At 58.7% G+C, this 18331-nt stretch carries 16 protein-coding genes; 5 read left to right on the top strand and 11 right to left on the bottom strand.

Annotated features, from left to right (window positions below):
* Positions 1 to 172: 172 nt before the first annotated feature.
* Positions 173 to 1273: an aminopeptidase gene (locus tag AC24GY_RS17610; protein ID WP_487685798.1), complete on the bottom strand. Its 1101-nt coding sequence runs from the start codon at positions 1271 to 1273 to the stop codon at positions 173 to 175.
* Positions 1274 to 1339: 66 nt separating this feature from the next.
* Between AC24GY_RS17610 and AC24GY_RS17605 the strand changes: the two genes are divergently transcribed.
* On the top strand, positions 1340 to 2203 hold the full coding sequence (locus AC24GY_RS17605) for a DUF3108 domain-containing protein (RefSeq protein ID WP_487685796.1): 864 nt from the start codon (positions 1340 to 1342) through the stop codon (positions 2201 to 2203).
* On the opposite strand, the gene AC24GY_RS17600 is transcribed toward AC24GY_RS17605, so the two are convergent.
* The 7 genes from AC24GY_RS17600 to AC24GY_RS17570 all read right to left on the bottom strand — a co-directional run bounded on the left by AC24GY_RS17600 (position 2200) and on the right by AC24GY_RS17570 (position 9664).
* Complete coding sequence (locus AC24GY_RS17600; protein WP_487685792.1) at positions 2200 to 2847, bottom strand: hypothetical protein; 648 nt, start codon at positions 2845 to 2847, stop codon at positions 2200 to 2202. The genes AC24GY_RS17605 and AC24GY_RS17600 overlap by 4 nt on opposite strands.
* 21 nt (positions 2848 to 2868) lie before the next feature.
* Positions 2869 to 3663 (bottom strand): class I fructose-bisphosphate aldolase, encoded by a 795-nt coding sequence (locus AC24GY_RS17595; RefSeq protein WP_422319989.1) that lies wholly within the window; start codon positions 3661 to 3663, stop codon positions 2869 to 2871.
* Between the two features lie 87 nt (positions 3664 to 3750).
* Entirely contained in the window at positions 3751 to 4098 is a 348-nt protein-coding gene (locus AC24GY_RS17590; protein WP_397383745.1) for a hypothetical protein, read from the bottom strand.
* Positions 4099 to 4162: 64 nt separating this feature from the next.
* Complete coding sequence (locus AC24GY_RS17585; RefSeq protein WP_487685787.1) at positions 4163 to 4855, bottom strand: type II secretion system protein; 693 nt, start codon at positions 4853 to 4855, stop codon at positions 4163 to 4165.
* 33 nt (positions 4856 to 4888) lie between these two features.
* Entirely contained in the window at positions 4889 to 6169 is a 1281-nt protein-coding gene (locus tag AC24GY_RS17580) for a type II secretion system F family protein (protein WP_422319987.1), read from the bottom strand.
* Between the two features lie 123 nt (positions 6170 to 6292).
* Positions 6293 to 7957: a GspE/PulE family protein gene (locus tag AC24GY_RS17575; protein WP_487685784.1), complete on the bottom strand. Its 1665-nt coding sequence runs from the start codon at positions 7955 to 7957 to the stop codon at positions 6293 to 6295.
* A gap of 48 nt (positions 7958 to 8005) precedes the next feature.
* The gene (locus tag AC24GY_RS17570) at positions 8006 to 9664 is read right to left on the bottom strand and encodes a GspE/PulE family protein (RefSeq protein ID WP_422319985.1); all 1659 of its coding nucleotides are present in this window, start codon (positions 9662 to 9664) and stop codon (positions 8006 to 8008) included.
* Between the two features lie 196 nt (positions 9665 to 9860).
* Here AC24GY_RS17570 and AC24GY_RS17565 point away from each other — a divergent pair, with 196 nt between their 5' ends.
* Together AC24GY_RS17565 and dnaA are read left to right on the top strand one after the other, a co-directional pair.
* A complete protein-coding gene (locus AC24GY_RS17565) occupies positions 9861 to 10910 on the top strand; it encodes a DUF3500 domain-containing protein (RefSeq protein WP_422319984.1) in 1050 nt (349 codons plus the stop codon).
* A 349-nt stretch (positions 10911 to 11259) separates the two neighbouring features.
* On the top strand, positions 11260 to 12693 hold the full coding sequence (gene dnaA / locus AC24GY_RS17560) for a chromosomal replication initiator protein DnaA (RefSeq protein ID WP_422319983.1): 1434 nt from the start codon (positions 11260 to 11262) through the stop codon (positions 12691 to 12693).
* Between the two features lie 380 nt (positions 12694 to 13073).
* Here the strand turns inward: dnaA and AC24GY_RS17555 are convergent, their stop codons facing one another.
* From AC24GY_RS17555 to AC24GY_RS17545, 3 genes are all read right to left on the bottom strand, one after another.
* Positions 13074 to 13337 (bottom strand): PIN domain-containing protein, encoded by a 264-nt coding sequence (locus tag AC24GY_RS17555; protein WP_487685781.1) that lies wholly within the window; start codon positions 13335 to 13337, stop codon positions 13074 to 13076.
* Positions 13334 to 13564 (bottom strand): hypothetical protein, encoded by a 231-nt coding sequence (locus AC24GY_RS17550; protein ID WP_487685778.1) that lies wholly within the window; start codon positions 13562 to 13564, stop codon positions 13334 to 13336. Before AC24GY_RS17550 ends, AC24GY_RS17555 begins: the two co-directional genes overlap by 4 nt.
* 113 nt (positions 13565 to 13677) lie before the next feature.
* Entirely contained in the window at positions 13678 to 17625 is a 3948-nt protein-coding gene (locus tag AC24GY_RS17545; RefSeq protein ID WP_487685775.1) for a PVC-type heme-binding CxxCH protein, read from the bottom strand.
* Between the two features lie 140 nt (positions 17626 to 17765).
* On the opposite strand from AC24GY_RS17545, the gene AC24GY_RS17540 reads away from it, so the two are divergent.
* Both AC24GY_RS17540 and AC24GY_RS17535 read left to right on the top strand, forming a co-directional pair.
* The gene (locus AC24GY_RS17540; RefSeq protein WP_487685773.1) at positions 17766 to 18002 is read left to right on the top strand and encodes a hypothetical protein; all 237 of its coding nucleotides are present in this window, start codon (positions 17766 to 17768) and stop codon (positions 18000 to 18002) included.
* Positions 17999 to 18325 (top strand): hypothetical protein, encoded by a 327-nt coding sequence (locus AC24GY_RS17535; RefSeq protein WP_487685770.1) that lies wholly within the window; start codon positions 17999 to 18001, stop codon positions 18323 to 18325. Before AC24GY_RS17540 ends, AC24GY_RS17535 begins: the two co-directional genes overlap by 4 nt.
* The last annotated feature ends 6 nt before the right edge of the window (positions 18326 to 18331 follow it).

Below are 18331 nucleotides of genomic sequence, written 5' to 3'. Positions count from 1 at the left end.
CGGAGCGCGGAATTTATTCCGCAGCACTCCGCGGACACCCCAAGTGCCGATGTTGTTCTGCCGTTTTCTTGAAACCCAAGATTCTCTCTGATTGCGACCCTCAGCGTGGATTACCCACGCCGAGCACGAGCGACGTGCTGCGGAATAAATTCCGCGCTCCATTGCCGAGCCGTTAGTAATTCAACGGCTTCAGCTCGGGCAGGAGGAACTTGCCGTCTTTGCGGATGACTTTGCCGTCGAAGCGGATTTCGCCGCCGCCGTATTCCGGGCGCTGGATGTTGACGAGGTCCCAGTGCACCTGGCTGCGGTTGCCGTTGTCGGCGACGCCTTCGTAGGCCTGGCCGGGGGTGAAGTGGAAGCTGCCGGCGATTTTTTCGTCGAACAGGATGTCGCGCATCGGCTCTTTGATTTCGCGGTTAAAGCCAATGGCGAACTCGCCGATGTAGCGGGCGCCTTCGTCGCTGTCGAGGATCTTGTTGATGGCAGGGGTGTTGTTGGCGGTGGCGTTGACGATTTTGCCCTTGTTGAACTCGAGCTTCACGGTGTCGAAGGCGATGCCCTGGTAGATCGTGGGGGCGTTGTAGCTGATGACGCCTTCGACGCTGTCTTTGACGGGGGCGCTGAAGACCTCGCCGTCGGGGATGTTGTGATTGCCGCCGCAGGCGATGGCCTTGAGGCCTTTGAGGCTGAAGCTGAGATCGGTGCCAGGCCCGGTGATGTGGACGTGCTTGGTTTTGTCCATGAGCTGCTTCAAGGCTTTCATGGCCGGCAGCAGGGCGGCGTAGTCCAGCAGGCAGACGCGGAAGAAGAAGTCTTCAAAGGCCTGGGTGCTCATGCCCGCCTGCTGGGCCATGGAGGCGGTGGGCCAGCGCAGGACGACCCAGCGGCTGTTGTTGACGCGTTCGTTTTGCACGGGGCGCAGCTTGGCCATGACGAGCTTCATTTTCTCCGGCGGAACGTCGGCGGCTTCGGTGATGTTGTGGCTGCCGCGCACGGCGATGTAGCAGTCGGTCTGCTTCATCAAGGCGAGGTTGTTTTCCGCGATGATGTCGTACTGCTTTTCATTGGCATGAATCATCTGCTCGCGGGTGAGCACGGCGTCATTGATGCGCACCATGGGCAGACCGCCGACGGCGACGACCTCACGGATGAGGCTCTGGCCGACGGTGTTCGGCACGTCGAAGAGGTCGATCCAGACCAGGTCACCTTTTTTAACCTTGGTGGAGTAGCGGACAAGCTGGCGTGAGAGGGCGTCAATTCGGGGGTCGTGCATGATGAGGGGACTGTGGCGGAAAAGACACAGACTGGCAAAAGGGAAAATTGAGGGAATAGTGGGCGCATGCGCTTTCTACTCGTTTTCCTCCTGGGTGTGCTGAGCCATTCTATGACCTGTGCGCAGACGCCGGAGTGGGTCAAAGAGCTGACGCCTGGCACGGCAGGAACTCACAGGAAGGTGCCGCCCTGCAAGCTGACTTTTGACATCGGCTGGAGCCATGTGATGACGGCGGGACAGGCCACGCTGACCGTGCGTGAAGCGGGTGAGTACTGGCGTGCCGATGCCTCCGCCGCGAGCACAGGGCTGGCCCGCACGCTATGGAAGTACGACTGTGAGATGTCCTCCATCATGCATCGGGGGGATCTGCGGGCGCACTTTCTACAGCATCGTGAGACGGACAGTGAAGAGACCTGCCGCTACCGCGTGGCATTTGAGCGGCACCGTGTGATCACGCAGACGCAGGTGCAGCCGGTGAAGGGATCCCCGTCCACCTCCACCGCCGTGTGCGCCTATGGCCCCATGGATGACATTCTTTCCGTGATCCTGTATGTGCGCAGCCTGGAACTGAAGAACGGGCAAAAAATCACACGGGTGGTGCAGCCCTGGGATACGCCCTACCTGACCACCTTTGAGGTGCAGGGACGCGAGACCATCACATATGGCGGGCAGAAGCGCCCCTGCATCAAGCTGGGGCTGAAGATTCGAAAAATCGACCGCACCACGCTGGCCCTCAGCGCCTACAAGAAGATGAAGACGGCGACCATCTGGGTTTCCGATGATGAGCTGCGCATTCCCATTGAGATGAATGCCAGCGTCTTTGTCGGCTTCATGTTTGCCCGGCTGACGAAGTTCGAAACGCTCAGCGGCAAAGAAGCGACGGCTTCATTGCCTCACCGAATCACGGTCAAAGCACCGCCTGCGCCTTAAGGAGCGGCGGCAGCTGCTTCGACGCTGATTTTGATGTCGTCAAAGAACACGGGCTCGCCTGAAAAGGGGGTGGCCCAGATGGCGCATTTGCCCTGGCCTTTGAGCTTGGTGTCCTCGTGCTTGATGAGGGGCTCGGCAGGCTCTGCGGCATCGGCAGGCCAGGCTTTGCCGGTGATGGTCCAGGCGTCTCCAGCGCCTTTTTTGGCTTCGAGTTTGACCTTTACCCAAGCTTCGCTGGTCCAGGCAAAGGGGACGGTGACAAGCGTCTGGTCGCCTTTGACGAGATCGAGAGATTTTTTGGCGGGATTGACGATGAGCCGGTGGCCGCTCATGCCATGCACGCTGACGCCGAAGCGCGGAGTGCTGCGGCCACGCTTGATGGCGAGGATTTTGGCTTCGATGCTGGCATTGCCGCTGGCGGAGACGGCCAGCTGGGCGCTGGCGTCGGTGACGGGATTGGGATCGATGACGATGGCCTTGCTGCCATCGCGCGCGGCGATCTTGATGGTGCCATCCACGATGAAGACTTCCTTTGGCGGCTCGCCATCGGCCCAGTCGTCAGCCTTGATCTCGAAAGATTGCAGCTGCTGGGCGTGAAGAGAGCAGGTGGCGAACAGGCTGGCGGCAAGAAGCAGTCGTTTCATGGCGGGGAAAACGAAACTGACTCAGCGCACCGGTTCTTTCAGCAGTGCGAGGGCTTCAAGCGCGGAGGCGTCTTCATGCACGACGGCCGCGATGCTGCGGGCGATGGCGGCAGGGTTTTTGTGCTGCCAGACGTTCCGGCCGATCGCCACGCCGGCGGCACCGGCATCCATGGCGTCTTCGACCATCTTCAGGAGGCCGGCGTCGTCTCCCATGGCGGCACCGCCGAGGATGATGACAGGGACGAAGCTCTGGCCGATGATGCGGCGGAAGTCGTCCACCGTGCCATTGGTCGGGTACGGGCACTTCACGACATCCGAGCCGAGTTCGGCTGCGAGGCGGACTGCGAAGCTGACATTTTCCACGGTGTATTTTTCCGGAGCGCCCAGTGCGTAGGGCAGGGATTCCAGGATGACGGGAATGTCTGTGTCGAGGCTGAGGCGGATGAGGTCGGCGCACTCCTGGAAATTGGCCTTCTCATAGGCGGAGAAGGGGTAGAGCATGTTCATGACGGCATTGGCGCCGACCATTTCCGCTTCTTCGACGCCGAAGACGCCGATGCTGCCGGCGCCTTCACCTGTGGTGCGTGTGTTGTAGACGTCCGTGCGGAGGATGATGCCCTTGCCGGCGAGGCTGTCGGCAGCGCGCAGGGCGACACCGAGGTTCATGACGTAGCCATCGACGAATTCATTGACCTGATCGATGAGCTGAAAGGGGTTTTCCAAGCCAGGCACTGGAATGGCGCAACCGTGGTCAATGGGAAGGATGACGGTCTTGCCGTTGCGAAAGAGGGATTCGAGATTTTCCTGGCGGTTCATGGGGTCGGGATGGGGAATGAGACGTTTCTTCGCAGCGATGCACGCCCCGTGCAAACCAAAATCCACCCCATCAGGCCGGCCGCATCCTCAGCGGGCAATTCTCTGAGGCTGACTTTTGACCTTCTCAATTTCTCGGTTGGAGCTCTCCTCTGCGCGCTCAAAGCGTGTTTTGTCACGTTTGTGATCCCGCACCAAGTCGACCGTCCAGAAGGCTCCGCTGAGGCCGGTGGAGAGCAGGAGCAGGAACAGCGTGAAGCAGATGAAGGACATCTGGCGCTCCTGGCTGCGCCGCTGATCCCGATTGGAATCCACATCGAGCACTCCGAGCAAATCCATCCACCAGAGTCGCCAGACGCTCGGGTCACGTGCGATGTTCAATGCCCAGAAACTGACGAACAACGCAAGAATGGAGGCGATGGCGAGACCGATGGGCATACTGTATCAAACTTTGCCCGGAAACACGCAAGATGTCGTTTTCAGAAGAAGCAGCCGCCGCAATTTACCAGTTTTTGATCCATTTTGCGGACACGGTTGGGTCCGTCAAAGTGCTGATGCTTTGCTTGGTGGTGTTTTGCTCATCTTCTGAGTATGACCAGAGATCATACGTTGTGTTGATGGTGGTGGGAGTGGTGGTGCTGCCCCCGCTTCCAGCACCGGTCGTCGTGGTGGTGGGGATGGCTGCTTTGAGGTACTGAAAGGGGTGGCCAAAGCCGTCAATCAGCATGTAAGTGCTGCCTTTTCGGGTGTAGATGGTCTGTGGGATTTCGACGAACATCTTGTTTTTGAGTTCGGCCGCGCCTTCCACTTTGCCATCTGACGTGCCGCCTGATCCGCCTCCTGCAGGATCGCCAGTGACCCCTTTGATTTGGTCGTAACCGTCACCTGTCAGCGCTTGATAGAGGCATGAAGCCCCGGAGGTGTCATAGGTGGCCAGGCCGGGAGGAAACTGCACCATTTGATTGCTGTTGGCCGGCTCCGGGTATTCACCAAATTCCGTGTTGTAGCGTTCAAGCGCGAGTTTGATCGCCTCAAACGTTCCTGTGGTCAGGCGCCGTTTCGAGGAGCGCATGGCAAAGGTGTACCCGCCCATGGTCAGGGCGGCAAGCAGCGAGATGATGGTGACCACGATGAGCATCTCCACCAGGGTGAAGGCACGCGTACGTGAATGGAATGACAAGCGGGTTGATTTCATGACTCCAAGGTTGGTTGGGGGTGGTGTCCTGTCCTAGCCGCCAGCGCCGCTGAGGTTTTTGATCACGTCGATGAGTGGGAGGAAGAGGGCCATGACGATCACACCCACGACGAGGGCGAGCACGACGATCATCAGGGGCTCCAGCATGGAGGTGAGGGCGGAGACGGAATTGTCCACTTCGTCTTCATAGACGTCAGCGATTTTGAGAAGCATCTCAGGAAGCTGGCCGGTTTCCTCACCCACGTCGACCATGGAGATCACCATCGGGGGGAAGACTCCGCTGGACTCCAGAGGCGCCACCATGGACTCACCTTCTTTCACTGCGTCATGCACCTTGGTGATGGCGTCGGAAATGATTGTGTTGCCGGCGGTGTCGCGGGTGATGTTCAGGGCCTGCAAGATGGGCACGCCGGAGGTCACCAGCGTTCCCAGAGTGCGGGTAAAACGTGAGATGGCGGTTTTGCTCTGCACATCGCCGAAGAGCGGGAGCTTGAGCTTGGTACGGTCAATCCACCGGCGTCCGCCTTTGGTGGCGGCCATCATGCGCCAGCCGGCGATGATCGCTGCCAGACCGGCCACCTGATACCAGATGTAGTCGTACATGGTGCGGCTGAAGCCGATGACGAATTTCGTCAACGCCGGCAGCTTTTCTTTGCCGCCAGGGATCATGTCATCAAAGATGGACTCAAATCGTGGAACGATGACCAGCATGAGGAAGACCATGATGGCTGCGGCAATGAACATGACGATGATCGGGTAAACCATCGCCGCGACAATCTTGTTCTTGAGCTTCTGGGCCTTTTCCTGGTACTCGGCCAGACGGTTGAGCACGAGCTCAAGCACACCGCCGAGTTCACCGGCTTTCACCATGTTGATGTAGAGCTTGTTGAAGATGCGCGGGTACTGCTGGAGGCTTTCGGAGAAGGTGCTGCCGGTCTGAACATTGTCCGCCAGCGTGGTGATCGTTCCTTTCATCACCAGATTGGGCTCCTGACGGCCCAGCACGGTGAGACCGCGCAGCAGGGGGAGGCCGGAATCGATGAGCGTGGCGAGCTGACGTGTGAAAATCATCAGGCTCTTGCTCTTGACCTTGGCGTTTGCGCCGACTTTGACGGTCTTTGCCTTGCCCTTGGAGGTGGATTTGACGCGTTTCTTGATGGCAGCCGCCTGGCCCTGGCCTTCGGCGGCGACGCTGGTCGGATAGAGGCCGGTCTGGCGCAGTTGATTGATGGCATCTGCCTCGGAGGCAGCGTCAAGATCTCCGGCGGTTTCCTGTCCGTTCTGATCCAGGGCGATGTAATGAAACGTGGGCATAGGGGCGTATCGTGGCGGCGTTTGTTCAGGGTAATTTTAGAATACCGGGACGGCGGGTGTTCTGTCCATCAAATAATGTACAGGGTTGCACTCGGCAGGGGGCGCCGTCTGGCGTTGCGGAGATCAGGTGTATTTCAGCACTTCCTCGATGGTCGTTGATCCATCGTAAATGCCGCGCAGACCGTCTTCACGCAGGGTGACCATGCCGAGTTCGATGGCTTTCTGCTTCAAGACAATGGAGGGCGCGCGGCCGGTGATGAGCTCGCGGATGGGATCGGTGACATCCAGCAGCTCGTAGAGGCCCTTTCGGCCTTTGTAGCCGCTGTTGCCGCAGACAGAGCAGCCCGAGCCGGTGTAGAACTGCTTGCCACCGAGATCTTCCGGTGTGAGGCCCAGCTGATTGAGAATGCTCAGGCTCGGTTCATACGGTGAACGGCAGCTTTTGCAGATGGTACGCAGAAGGCGCTGGGCGAGCACTCCCTCCAGCGTGGCAGAGACGAGGAAGGGCTCCACCCCCATGTCCACCAGACGGGTGACGGCCCCGGCGGAGTCGTTGGTGTGCAGGGTGCTGAGCACCAAGTGGCCGGTGAGGGAGGCCTGGATCGCGATCTGGGCGGTTTCAAGGTCACGCATTTCTCCCACCATGATGCGGTCAGGGTCCTGACGCAGGAAGGAGCGCAGGGCCTTGGCAAAGGTCAGACCCACCGCGTCATTGATCGGCACCTGCATGACGCCGTCGAGTTCGTATTCCACCGGGTCTTCGGCGGTGATCAGCTTGCAGTCGATGGTGTTGATCTTGCGCAGGCAGGCGTAGAGGGTGGTGGTCTTGCCAGCGCCGGTCGGACCGGTGACGATGAAGATGCCGTTGGGCTTGTGAATGGTCTCGACGATGTAGTCTTGAAGGAAGGGCTGCATGCCCAGCGCATCGAGCTCGATGTTGATCGAGGAGCGGTCAAGAACACGAAGCACCACAGACTCACCGTGCTGCGTGGGCAGGGAATTGACGCGCATGTCCACCGGCTTGCCGCCGACGTTGGTCATGATGCGTCCGTCCTGCGGGATGCGGCGCTCGGCGATGTTCATGTTCGACATCACCTTGATACGGGAGATGATCGAAGTGGCCAGGTGAATGGGCGGCGGCGCCATTTCATACAGCGCGCCGTCCACACGATAGCGGATTTTAAACTCGCGCTCAAAGGGCTCGAAGTGAATGTCGCTCGCTCGCTCCTTGATGGCCTGCTGCATCACCAGGTCGACGAACTTGACGATGGGCGCGGAATTCGCTTCTGCTTCAGCGGTGATGCCGTCTTTGCCGCTCTTGCCGAGCTGGCCGAAGATTTCCTCAATGCTGGGTGCGCCAGCGCCATAAAACTTCTCGATCAAGGTCAGCACCTGGCTGCGGCGGGCGACCACCGGCACAATCGTTTTTTCGAGTCCAAAGCGCAGGTCTTCCACCAGCTGGGGATTGAGCGGATCGGTGAAGGCGACGTGCAGTCCCTGCGCATCCAGCGTGATCGGAAACGCGCCGTAGAGACGTGCCATGCCTGCCGGAATCAACGCGATGACGGAGGGCGGTGGTTCGAAATTGTCGAGGTCGAAGTGGTCGGCGCCGAGTTCATCGGCCACCTGCGCCCAGAATTCATCCTCATTGGTGTAGATGCCGTAGGCCAGCAGCACCTGGACAATGTCTTTGCCGTTTTGCACGGAATCCTGCTCGATGTCGTAGGCGAGACCTTTGTCGATCACGCCCCGGCTTTTGAGCATCTCTACCACATTATGGGGAGTCATAGTCGTCTGTAAGAAATGAAGTTCGTTGGGGAAGTCTGGGAGTGAGGATCAATCGGCGTCAGACATGGTGGCTTCGATCACTTCGTCGGCGGTGGTCAGGCCGGAAAGCACCTTGCGGATGCCGTCTTCACGCAGGGTGCGCATGCCCAGTTCGCGTGCTCGTTTGCGCAGCTGGGGAGTGGTGAGCTGCTGGTTGATCATGCTGCGCACTTCGTCGTTGATTTTGAAAATCTCCACAAGGGACATACGACCGCGGAAGCCGCGCTGGCGGCATTTGGAGCAGCCGACGGCGCTCATGATGGTGGCTTCCGCCATCTGGGCGGCTTCGAGGCCGAGGGAGCGCAGTTCGTGATTGGAGAGTTTGCCGGGTTGTTTGCAGTCAGGGCAGAGCTTGCGGACGAGTCGCTGAGCTTCGATCGCGCGAACGGCGGAGGCGGTGAGGAAGGGCTTGACCCCGATGTCCGTGAGACGAGCCACGGCGCTCGGTGCGTCGTTGGTATGCAGCGTACTGAAGACCAAGTGACCCGTGAGTGATGCCTGGATGGCGATGGAGGCCGTCTCCAAATCTCGAATTTCCCCCAGCATGATGATGTTGGGCGCCTGACGCAGCATGGCGCGCAGTGCAGCGGCGAAAGTCATGCCGACATCTTCCTTCACCATGACCTGGTTGATCCCCGCGAGTTCGTATTCGACCGGGTCTTCCACTGTGATGATCTTGCGGTCAGGACGGTTGATGAAATTGAGGCAGGCGTACAGTGTGGTCGTTTTGCCGGAGCCCGTGGGGCCGGTCACCAGAATGATGCCGTCAGGCAGGGTGATGAGCTGCTCAAAGGAGGCCTGGTCATCACTCAGGAATCCCAAGTCCACGAGGCCGAGCTTCAGGCTGCTCTTGTCGAGCACACGCATGACGACGCTTTCGCCATTGTTGGTGGGGATGATCGACACACGCATGTCGATCTCCTTGTCATTGAAGTTCATCTGGATGCGGCCGTCCTGCGGGATGCGCTTTTCATCCAGCTGCATGGAGCCGGTCATGATTTTGAGACGCCCGATGATCGCGGAATGCAGGCGTTTGGGGTGATGCTCCACGTCCACGAGGACACCATCCATGCGGTAGCGGATGCGGATGTCCTTCTCCAGCGGCTCCACGTGAATATCAGACGCCTTCTGCTTGAAGGCCTCCATCAGCATGTTCTGCACCAGCCTGATGACCGGGGCGTCAGCGTCTGAGGAAGTGCCAGCGTCTGCACCCTTCGTTTCAATGCCAAGAATGGCTTCATTGCCATAGATATTGGACTGCACTGTCTTGATCAGACCCGGGGTGGAGCAGTAGTATTCGATGTCCGGCTGCAGCACATGTGGCAGAGCATCCAGCGTTTCGAAGTCAAACGGGTCGGATACTGCAATCTGCAAGGTGCTCCCGTTTATCCCCAGCGGCGCAATTTTATATTTCTTGGCCACATCCACAGGAACGAGTCCCTTCAGGCCTGGATGGGCTTCAAAGCCATTCAAATCGACGTATTCCATGCCGGAGCTGACGGCAACCGTGCGTGCGATCTGCTCGTCTGTGATCGTGCCTGTTTTAACCAGGATGGCAACGGCGCTCTCTCCAGGCTTCAGACCTGTTTTTGCATGCTGGATGTCACGCTCGGACAGCTGGCCGGTTTCCAGGAGCTGTTCGAGGAGGTATGCTTCATTGGAGTACATGAATTCGGATCTGCTTGGCGGGTGATGCGTGAAAACGGTATTTTACGATAATCATCAGACTACAACCTCGCGCAGGAAAGTGTCAACGTCTCGGCGCTCGCAACGTGAAAAATGATGACAATGAATGACAAACCTCTCCCAGAATGAGCGTTCGACTTGCCCTGCCAACCAATCAAGACGACTCACAACCACCATCATGCACCTCGCTCAGCGCCTTTCTGTCCCGTTTCTCGGCATCTGCCTTGCCCTTTCTAGCTTCACTCCCAGCAAGGTGGGGGCGCACGATGCGGGCACGCAGATGTCCGCCATTGCCAAGGTCTTTCTGGCTGCGCTGACTCCGGAACAAAAAGCGAAGGCTTGCTTCGAGTTTGCCGCCGAGGAGCGCGAAAACTGGCACTTCATCCCGCGTGAGCGCAAGGGGCTGCCCCTCAAGGAAATGACGCCGCAGCAGCGCCTTCTCGCCCATGCTCTCTTAAATACCGGTCTCAGCTTCCGTGGCTCCGCCAAGGCGGTGACGATCATGAGTCTCGAAGAAGTGCTCTATCAGATGGAAGGTGCCGATGAATCCAAGCGCGCCGCCGTCCGCGAAAAACGCGATCCAGAAAAATACTTTGTCTCAATTTTCGGTGAACCCGCTGACAAGGGTGCCTGGGGCTGGCGTGTGGAAGGACATCACCTGTCCTTGAATTTCACCATCAAAGACGGCCAGATGCTCCGTGCCACTCCCGCTTTCATGGGCACGAATCCAGGTGAAATCCGCCAGGGGCCGCTCACCGGACTGCGTGTGCTGGGAGTCGAGGAAGAACTGGGCCGTGAACTGGTCAAGTCGCTGACGCCTGAGCAGTTCAAGACGGCCTTTGTCGCCACGGAAGCCCCCAAGGAAATGATCACTGCAGCGGAGCACAAGGTGAACCCGCTGTCACCTGCCGGTCTTGTTGATTCGGAACTCAACGCGAAGCAGAAGGACATGCTCACGCGCATCATTTCGGAGTACATTGACCGGATGCGTCCCGAAATTGCTGAAGCCGCCCGCGCCGAGTTTAAAGAGAGCGGTCCGATTTATTTCGCCTGGGCTGGTGGCAAGGAGCGCGGCGAACCGCACTACTACCGTGTGCAGGGCAAGACCTTCCTGCTCGAGTATGACAACACCCAGAACGATGCCAACCATGTGCATAGTGTCTGGCGCAGCTTTGACGGCGACTTTGGCCGTGATCTCCTCGGCGAGCATGTGAAGAAGGCTCATTGATGCCGGCTTGCTCCATGCGGGAATGATCTTTTCCCGCATGAGATCAGGCACGCATTTTGTGTGCCTGTTTTGGTTGCGCACAGCTATTCGCAAACTGTTCACAGCTTGTTCGCTGCTGTTTGCACAGATCTTCACATTTTAATGCAAATTAATTTTGAATGTTTTGTTCGTTTGGATGGAAACTTCAAAAAATATATCGAAGAAGAGCTTGTTTCATGTGTCGGTTTCGACATACAAAGCATGGTCGTTTAAAAAGATATTCGATGGCCTCCTGATTGTTCCCAATTGAATACCTGCCGACGCATCTTACCAACCTAATCCCGACCTCATTCTCCCAGAAACACTCATCATGGCGCGCAACGATGAAAACTCGAATCACTCTTCCCTCAATGGCTCGGCTCACCATGCACACACCGAATTGTTCACACCTGTTCCCACGGTTTGGGACCAGGTCTGCGAAGTTTTGGTGAAGCGTCTGGGCGGGGATAATTTTCAGCGCTGCTTCAGCGGCACCTCGGGTCGTCTGGCAGATGACGGCAGGTTCATCATCACCGTGCCGAATCCGATCCATCAGCTCTGGATCGAGAGCAATCACACGGTGGCCGTTGCCGATGCCGTGGCTGAAGTCACTGGAGTGCCTGCAGTCATTGAGTTTCATGTGGCGACGGAACCGACCCCCGTTTCCTACGCGCCCATGCCCGAACTCAAGGCGGCGCGTGTCAACGCCGGTGACCAGGCTCCGATCCGTTTCTTCAGCGAAGCGGGACTGAACGCCAAGTTTAACTTCGACAGCTACGTCATCGGCCCCAACAGCAGCTACTCCGTGGCTGTTGCCAAGGCGGTGGCTGAAAAGCCGGGCCGCATCTACAATCCGCTGTTCTTCTACGGCCCCACGGGGCTTGGAAAGACGCACCTTCTTCAGGCCATCGGCCAGGAAGTGCTGGCGCGCAAACCACGTGCGAACGTGCGCTACGTCACCTCCGAGCAGTTCACCAACGAGTTCGTGGACGCCATCAAGCGCCAGACCTTCAGCCAGTTCCGCCAGAAATACCGCAAGGTGGATGTGCTGCTCATCGACGACGTGCATTTCTTCGAGGGCAAGGACAGCACGCAGGAGGAGTTCTTCCACACCTTCAACGAGCTCTTCAACAACGCGAAGCAGATCGTCCTGGCCAGCGACCGCCCGCCGAGCGAGATCAAAAATCTCGAAAGCCGCCTCGTCTCACGCTTTGAGTGGGGCCTTGCCACGCAGATCCAGGTGCCGGACTTTGAAACCCGCATCGCCATCCTGCGCCGCAAGCAGAGCGACTTCAATGTGTCTCTCGACCCATGGATCCTCGACTTCATGGCGCAGCGCATCCGTGTGAACGTGCGCAAGCTGGAAGGCGCGCTCATGCGCGTCGCCGCTCATGTCTCGCTCGAAGGCACCGTCCCCACAGAATCTGCGCTCGCGACGATGCTGCATGATGTGATCGATGAAGATCCGTCAAAGACCGTCACCGTGGACCGTATCCAGCGCATCATCGCCACGCATTACGATCTGCGGGTGAGCGACCTTACCGGCCCGCGTCGTCCGAAAAACATCGCCGAAGCCCGCCAGGTGGCCATGTATCTGACGCGCACCCTGACCAAGCTTCCGCTGGTGCAGATTGGCGATGAATTCGGTGGTCGTGACCACGGCACCGTCATTCACGCCTGCAAAGTCGTCACGAACCTCGTCAATGGTTCCAACGACTTCAAGCGTACGCTGGATTCACTCGCCGGGAAAATCCGCGAGAGCTGAACCACGCTTCCATGCGTGGTCTGGAGCCTCAAGAACGCGCCAGCGTCTTGGAGTGCTCCAGTCCTCTGGAGCCTTGCGTGGGCCGGTGGACGTTCGAAACCGCAATCGCCGGAGAACCGGCGCATTTCTAAACATTGGCGCGTTGAAGGCTGATGCCGCTTGAACTGGTGATTACAGCTTGGGGTTTCATGCGTCTTTTACCTCGAAGCCGATCTGGCAGCCCCTTGGTCAAGACGTTGTGAACGGATCAAGGACAGCCAGCCCTGGAAAATCTGCGACATTCCGCGTGACTATGGTCAGTCCATACGCGCGAGAGCCGTGGCGGCAATCAGACTGTCAATCACGGTCACCGAATGGCCGTCATCTTTGGCTCGTTTGCACTAACGAGCCCATTCCCAGGCTGAAGCATCGTCAAAAGGCAGAATGGCATCCGCGAAATCTTCCTGCATGAAGCGGAGCCGTCGCAGCAGCTCGTTTTTCCGTTTTCCATCAACTGCCCACTCTGCTCCTCGGGCCAGTTCTGCAAGCGTTAGTGCGCTGATGGCTGATTGTTCCTGATGGGCATCCAGCCACTCGATAACCTTAACGTCAGGTTGTGGGCGCATGCCTTCGGACAGGACATTCGTGTCCAGCAGGTAGGTCATAGATCAGCAGGCGGGCCGAGAGGTTCGCGGTTCGGAGGAAGCTCCAGCCCTTGCAGTCCACGCAAGTGTTCCACAAGAGATTTTCGGCGCGGCTGGTTGGGTCTCAGGATCATTGCGCCTGAAGGCGTTACGCTCACGCGAAATTCCATGCCGTCCTTGAATCGTCCTTGGGCAAGAACGTCTTCAGAGAGAGAGAGCTTGTGATCGGCTTCCAAGGTTGCTGTCATGGGGGGAGTTTAATGGATGGCGGATCATTGACAACCATGTTGATGTCCACCTCCCACGGACATTCCATCTCGTCCGTGGGGCATTAACCAACTGCTGAATCAAGTTCGCTGCCTCACTTCGCCACGCTCAGCGTTCCCCACATCAGAACGGCATGGCCGGGGAAGGTGCAGACGAATTCGTAGTCGCCGGGTTGTGAGGGGGCTTTGAGTTTGATGGTTTCTTTCTGGCCGGGTTCGAGGAGCTTGGTGGCGGCGAGAATTTGCTTCTCAAAGGCGGCGGGCATGAAGGCGCGGCCTTGCTTGTCGAGCTTGTCGGGCGTCATGGTCATGGCGGCAGTGCCGATTTCCATGTGCTTGCCGGGAGGGACAATGACGAAATTGTGCGGCATGACGTCGTCGTTTTCAAAGATGACTTCAAACTGCTTGCCGGCGGTGACTTCGATCCGGGTGGTGTCAAAGCGGAGCTGCTCGTGCACAGTGTGGACGACGAAGACATCGACACTGATGGTCTTCAGTTCGGCGAGGGTGGCTTTGCCAGCGTCTCCCTGCAGCGCGGCCATTTCTTTGGCGGCGGCGATGATCTCGACATACTCGGGCTTGCTGCGGTCGGCGGGTTTCACCGTCTTGCCGTAGGCGAGGACGGCGTCGGTGACGGGTTTCGCTTTGGCGGCGTCCCAGCTGGCTTTCGGGAATTTCATGAGGGCCTTGGCGGCGGCGTTGCGCTCTTTGCCGTCGATGAGGTGCTGTGCCACGATCTGGAAGTTCGCGGCAGCATTGTCTGCACCCATGAGGGGCAGGGCGGTGAGCACGGCGCGAAGGCGGCCGCCATCGAGCTTGGCATCTCCCAAAAGGGCGGTGAGGTGCGGCTGGAACTTGGCGCGCAGGGCGGCTTCGTTGGCGGGGATGAGGGCGATGGCTTCGATGAGATAGTTGCGCTCGCCGCCGTCGGTGACGGCCTTCCAGAGGTTGTCCGGCGTTTTGTCTCCGACGATGTAGGCGGCGTAGCAGGCGCGTTTCACCGGGGCCTGTTTCGCATCTTGGGCCAGGGTCTTGATGAGCGTGCCGTGACGGGCCAGCATACCGGGGGATTGGGCGAGCAGGAGCTTGCCGAGGTCGTCTGCGGTGGCGTTGAGTTTGCCGTCGGCGGCTTCGATGCGCTTGAGCATGTTCACGAGCACGACGGGCGCGTCGTCACCACTGGTCTTGGCGAGTTCTTCGAGAGCTTTCGCGCGGACGTCGGCGGTGAGTTTTGGCCGCGTGAGTTTTTCGATGAGCACGGGTTCCAGATCGGGCAGGCCCTTCAAGTCGGCATCGGTGGTCTTGGAGATGAACTCGGCCAGCGCTCCGGGATCTTTCGGCAGGACCTTGGTCTTGAGTACGGACTGCAGGCCTTTGCTGCATTCGCTGAAGACGTGGTCGATGTAATAGTCGGTGGGCTGTTTGAGCACGTCGTAGGCGATTTCGAGGGCCTTTTCCGCATCGGGCGTGGGCTGGTAGAAGCTGAGAGCACGGACGGCGTGCATGCGCACCGGCATGGCAGGGTCGTTGACGGCAACCTTGAGCAGATCAAGCGCGCCTGGAACGCGGTCCTTCCAGTAGCAAAGCACACGCGTTGCAGCGGCACGGGCGCGAGGCTCGGGAGATTTCAAAACGGCTTTGAGCAGATCCACATCGACGACATCGACCCACTGGTGCGTCCACAGCGCTTCAAGACGATGGTGCTCGTACTCTTTGTCGCTCGTATCGAGCTTTGCGGCCCAGGCTTTTGCTGCAGCGGCGACCTTGGCGGGATCATGCTTGGCCAGTTCGATCTTGCTGCGCATGCGCACGTTGTCCTCCCACGCTTTGAGGTTTTCGAGCAGGTGCTCAATGCTCTCACCATAGATTTTGGCCGGCTTGAGCAGCGCACGGCCTTCATAGGTCAGCTTGTAGATGCGGCCGTGCAGGTGGTCGCGGTTCGGATCACGCAGGTGGTGCTGCATGTGGCCGATGATGGCATTGGACCAGTCGCAGAAATACAGCGCGCCATCCGGGCCCACGCTGACAGCGCTCGGGCGGAAGGTGGGATACACGGCGGGATCGACCTTGACGAGTTCGTTGCTGACTTCGCCCTTCAAGGCAGAGCCGTCCGGCATGAGCGGCACGCGCCAGATGCCCTGGAAGCTGATGACATTGCAGTTGAGGAAATTGTTCTGCCAGTCGTCCGGAAAGTGGCGGCTGGAAATGAGGTTGTTGCCAGCGGCGGGGCGTGCGGGGCGTTTCCAAAACTCCTGCAGTTTGGCGCTGCCGCCGCCTTCGCGTGGCAGGTAGCAGGAGGAGGCTTCGGCAAAGGTGTTCACGTTGCCGGTGGCGTCGGTGAAGAAGGCGTTGCCCCAGCGGTCCCAAACTTTGCCGTGGGGATTCACTGTGGCGTCTGTGGTGAAGCGCTCCAGCGTGCGGCGGTTGAGGTCAAAGCGGTAGATGCAGCCATTCGTATTGCGCACGGGGCCGTAGAGTGTTTCAACCTGAGTGCGGTGGAAGACGCCGTCACTCGGATACAGGGCGCCGCCGCAGTCGTAGCTCAGCGCATTCGTTTCATGGTGGGAGTCGGCGGCGCAGAGGCCCATCAGCAGGATGGTGCGCTTGTCGCTTTTGCCGTCGCCATCGGTGTCTTCGAGATACACGAGATTGGGCGACTGCATGACGATGACACCGTTCTTGTAGAAATTGAATCCGGTGGGGCAGTTCAGATTGTCGGCAAACTCGGTCATCTTGTCCGCTGCCCCGTCACCGTCCGTGTCTTCAAAAACCAGCAGGCTGTCGCCCTTGGTGCTGGTGGGGGTGCGCTCGGGGTAGTTCCGCCAGGCGCTGATCCACAGGCGGCCGCGGGTGTCCCAGGCCATCTGCACCGGCTTGGCGAGTTCGGGGAATTTCTTTTCATCCGCAAAGAGCGTGATCTTGAGTCCGGCTTCGACCTGGATGTTTTTCATTGCCTCCTTGGCGTCAGGGAAAGCTACAAGCCCTTCGGGCGTGAAGGTCATGCCGGTCATCGGCACCTTGTTGAACTCCTTGCCCTCCTTCGGGTTGGGCATGTTGGTGGGGACTTTTTCCACGGGCGGCAGGTTGTCGTCTTTGACTTCGAGATCGCCACCTTTGGCGATGGCGTGGACGCGCTTGTCGCGGTTGGCCGTCTTCACATCGCGCTGGGCCATTTCCTCCATCATCACCTGGTAATTGGAAATGTAGGGCTTCTCGGGATTGCGCTCGTTCTGTTTGAAACCACCCACTCCAGCGGCGTAGGCGAGGCCGGAGCGGCCGCCATAGACGTTGTAGCCGTCCACGGTGCGGTAGCGCTGGTGCCATTCCCAGTTTTTGTCGTTGATGGCCTTGCGCAGTTTTTCATTCACCTGCGGTGCATCCTTGCCGGTGAGGGATTTGAAGGCGGCTTCCGCGATGGCCTTTTCCCCGCTGTCGGTAATGTAGAGGCCGTCGAGTGTGGAGCCCTCTGGCAGGCCCTTGGCGCTGGGCTGGAAGAGATCCACAAACGTCACGCCTTTCGCGGTGGCGACTTCATTCATCGCGGCGGCGTAGTTTTGGATGTTGGTGTTCTTTTCCTCCACCGGCGGGAGGCTTGGATTGGCCAGCTTTTGCAGGGCGATGGGCGAAAACAGCACGATGCGCGGCGCGCCTTTGCCGCTGTAGTTCTGCGCCTTCGCGTCGTCGATGAACTTGGCGAGGTTCTTTTTGAAGTCTTCAATGCCCTCGTAGCCCTTGAAGGATTCATTGTAGCCGTAAAAGGCGAAAATGACGTCAGCCTTCACCTTCGTGAGCCATTCGTCGCGTGTGCCGAAGTTGTCGATGCGGTGCCAGGTCTGCACCTCATCGCCGGAAAAGGCCAGATTGCGGAAGGTGAGGTCCTTGCCGGCATTGGCCTGGGTCAGCATCGTCTCCAGCCAGCCGGAATATTGCGAGCGGTCAGGCAGTGCGTTGCCGAGAATGGCGATGCTGTCGCCCTGCTTGAGTTCGATCTCAGCCTGGAGCGAGACGGTGAGGGCGAGGAGGATGGTGAGCAGTTTCTTCATGTGGGTTGGAAACGGAAGGGCAGTGGAATACGGGCCTGCAGCGGCAATGTTTGCCAGACAAAGCACAAGTTTCGCCCCGGGCCGAGGGCATCATATATGTTTACTCTCACAGGCGGTTGTGATAAAAACAACAAATGCCCGTGAAATCCCGTCTGATTTTTGCCTTCGCCGCCACCCTCTTGCTGAGCAATTGTGGTTTGATCGGCACGGCATTGCGTCTGGCTCCTTATGCCCTGATGTTAGCTGACGAGAATGGCAAGGGGACGACTGCCAGCAAGACGCTGGAGATGCGCGGACGCGAGGTGCAGGCCAGGGGAGATCGCCAAATCCGTCCAGCGGCTGCTAGCTCCAGTTCCCACATGGCTTTCAAGCCATGAGCATCTTTTGTTTACAGAATCGCAACGTCATGATAAACACGAAGTTAATGAAATTCGCCCGTCTCAGTTTTCTCATTTTGCTTTCTACCGGTCTGACCAGTTGCCAAACGTGGGAAGCTTTAAAGAACTGCGCTCCCGTGAAAGCGTTTGATCAAACCGGAGCCTCCATGCTGAACATGCTGGGCGAGAACAATCTGCCAGCAGACGGCAAACCTGGTTCATTGCAAGATCGTGCGAGAAAGGTCGAAAGCCGCGGCATCTACGCAGCCCGCAAGGCGGCCCCCGTCAGCGTTACGACTCGACAGAGTGTGGTGGCACGCTAGTGTCTG

Source organism: Prosthecobacter sp. Pr1 (assembly GCF_057652315.1).
The sequence above is the reverse complement of the archived record's forward strand: the minus strand, read 5'-3'. Positions and strand labels throughout refer to the sequence as shown.

What these genes read in the sequence shown, in the direction of transcription:
- dnaA (WP_422319983.1), top strand. Translation starts at nt 11,260, where the DNA reads ATGGCGCGCAACGATGAAAACTCGAATCACTCTTCCCTCAATGGCTCG.
- AC24GY_RS17575 (WP_487685784.1), bottom strand. Translation starts at nt 7,957, where the DNA reads ATGACTCCCCATAATGTGGTAGAGATGCTCAAAAGCCGGGGCGTGATC.
- AC24GY_RS17550 (WP_487685778.1), bottom strand. Translation starts at nt 13,564, where the DNA reads ATGACAGCAACCTTGGAAGCCGATCACAAGCTCTCTCTCTCTGAAGAC.
- AC24GY_RS17600 (WP_487685792.1), bottom strand. Translation starts at nt 2,847, where the DNA reads ATGAAACGACTGCTTCTTGCCGCCAGCCTGTTCGCCACCTGCTCTCTT.
- AC24GY_RS17570 (WP_422319985.1), bottom strand. Translation starts at nt 9,664, where the DNA reads ATGTACTCCAATGAAGCATACCTCCTCGAACAGCTCCTGGAAACCGGC.
- AC24GY_RS17555 (WP_487685781.1), bottom strand. Translation starts at nt 13,337, where the DNA reads ATGACCTACCTGCTGGACACGAATGTCCTGTCCGAAGGCATGCGCCCA.
- AC24GY_RS17605 (WP_487685796.1), top strand. Translation starts at nt 1,340, where the DNA reads ATGCGCTTTCTACTCGTTTTCCTCCTGGGTGTGCTGAGCCATTCTATG.
- AC24GY_RS17610 (WP_487685798.1), bottom strand. Translation starts at nt 1,273, where the DNA reads ATGCACGACCCCCGAATTGACGCCCTCTCACGCCAGCTTGTCCGCTAC.
- AC24GY_RS17565 (WP_422319984.1), top strand. Translation starts at nt 9,861, where the DNA reads ATGCACCTCGCTCAGCGCCTTTCTGTCCCGTTTCTCGGCATCTGCCTT.
- AC24GY_RS17545 (WP_487685775.1), bottom strand. Translation starts at nt 17,625, where the DNA reads ATGAAGAAACTGCTCACCATCCTCCTCGCCCTCACCGTCTCGCTCCAG.
- AC24GY_RS17595 (WP_422319989.1), bottom strand. Translation starts at nt 3,663, where the DNA reads ATGAACCGCCAGGAAAATCTCGAATCCCTCTTTCGCAACGGCAAGACC.
- AC24GY_RS17580 (WP_422319987.1), bottom strand. Translation starts at nt 6,169, where the DNA reads ATGCCCACGTTTCATTACATCGCCCTGGATCAGAACGGACAGGAAACC.
- AC24GY_RS17585 (WP_487685787.1), bottom strand. Translation starts at nt 4,855, where the DNA reads ATGAAATCAACCCGCTTGTCATTCCATTCACGTACGCGTGCCTTCACC.
- AC24GY_RS17590 (WP_397383745.1), bottom strand. Translation starts at nt 4,098, where the DNA reads ATGCCCATCGGTCTCGCCATCGCCTCCATTCTTGCGTTGTTCGTCAGT.
- AC24GY_RS17535 (WP_487685770.1), top strand. Translation starts at nt 17,999, where the DNA reads ATGAGCATCTTTTGTTTACAGAATCGCAACGTCATGATAAACACGAAG.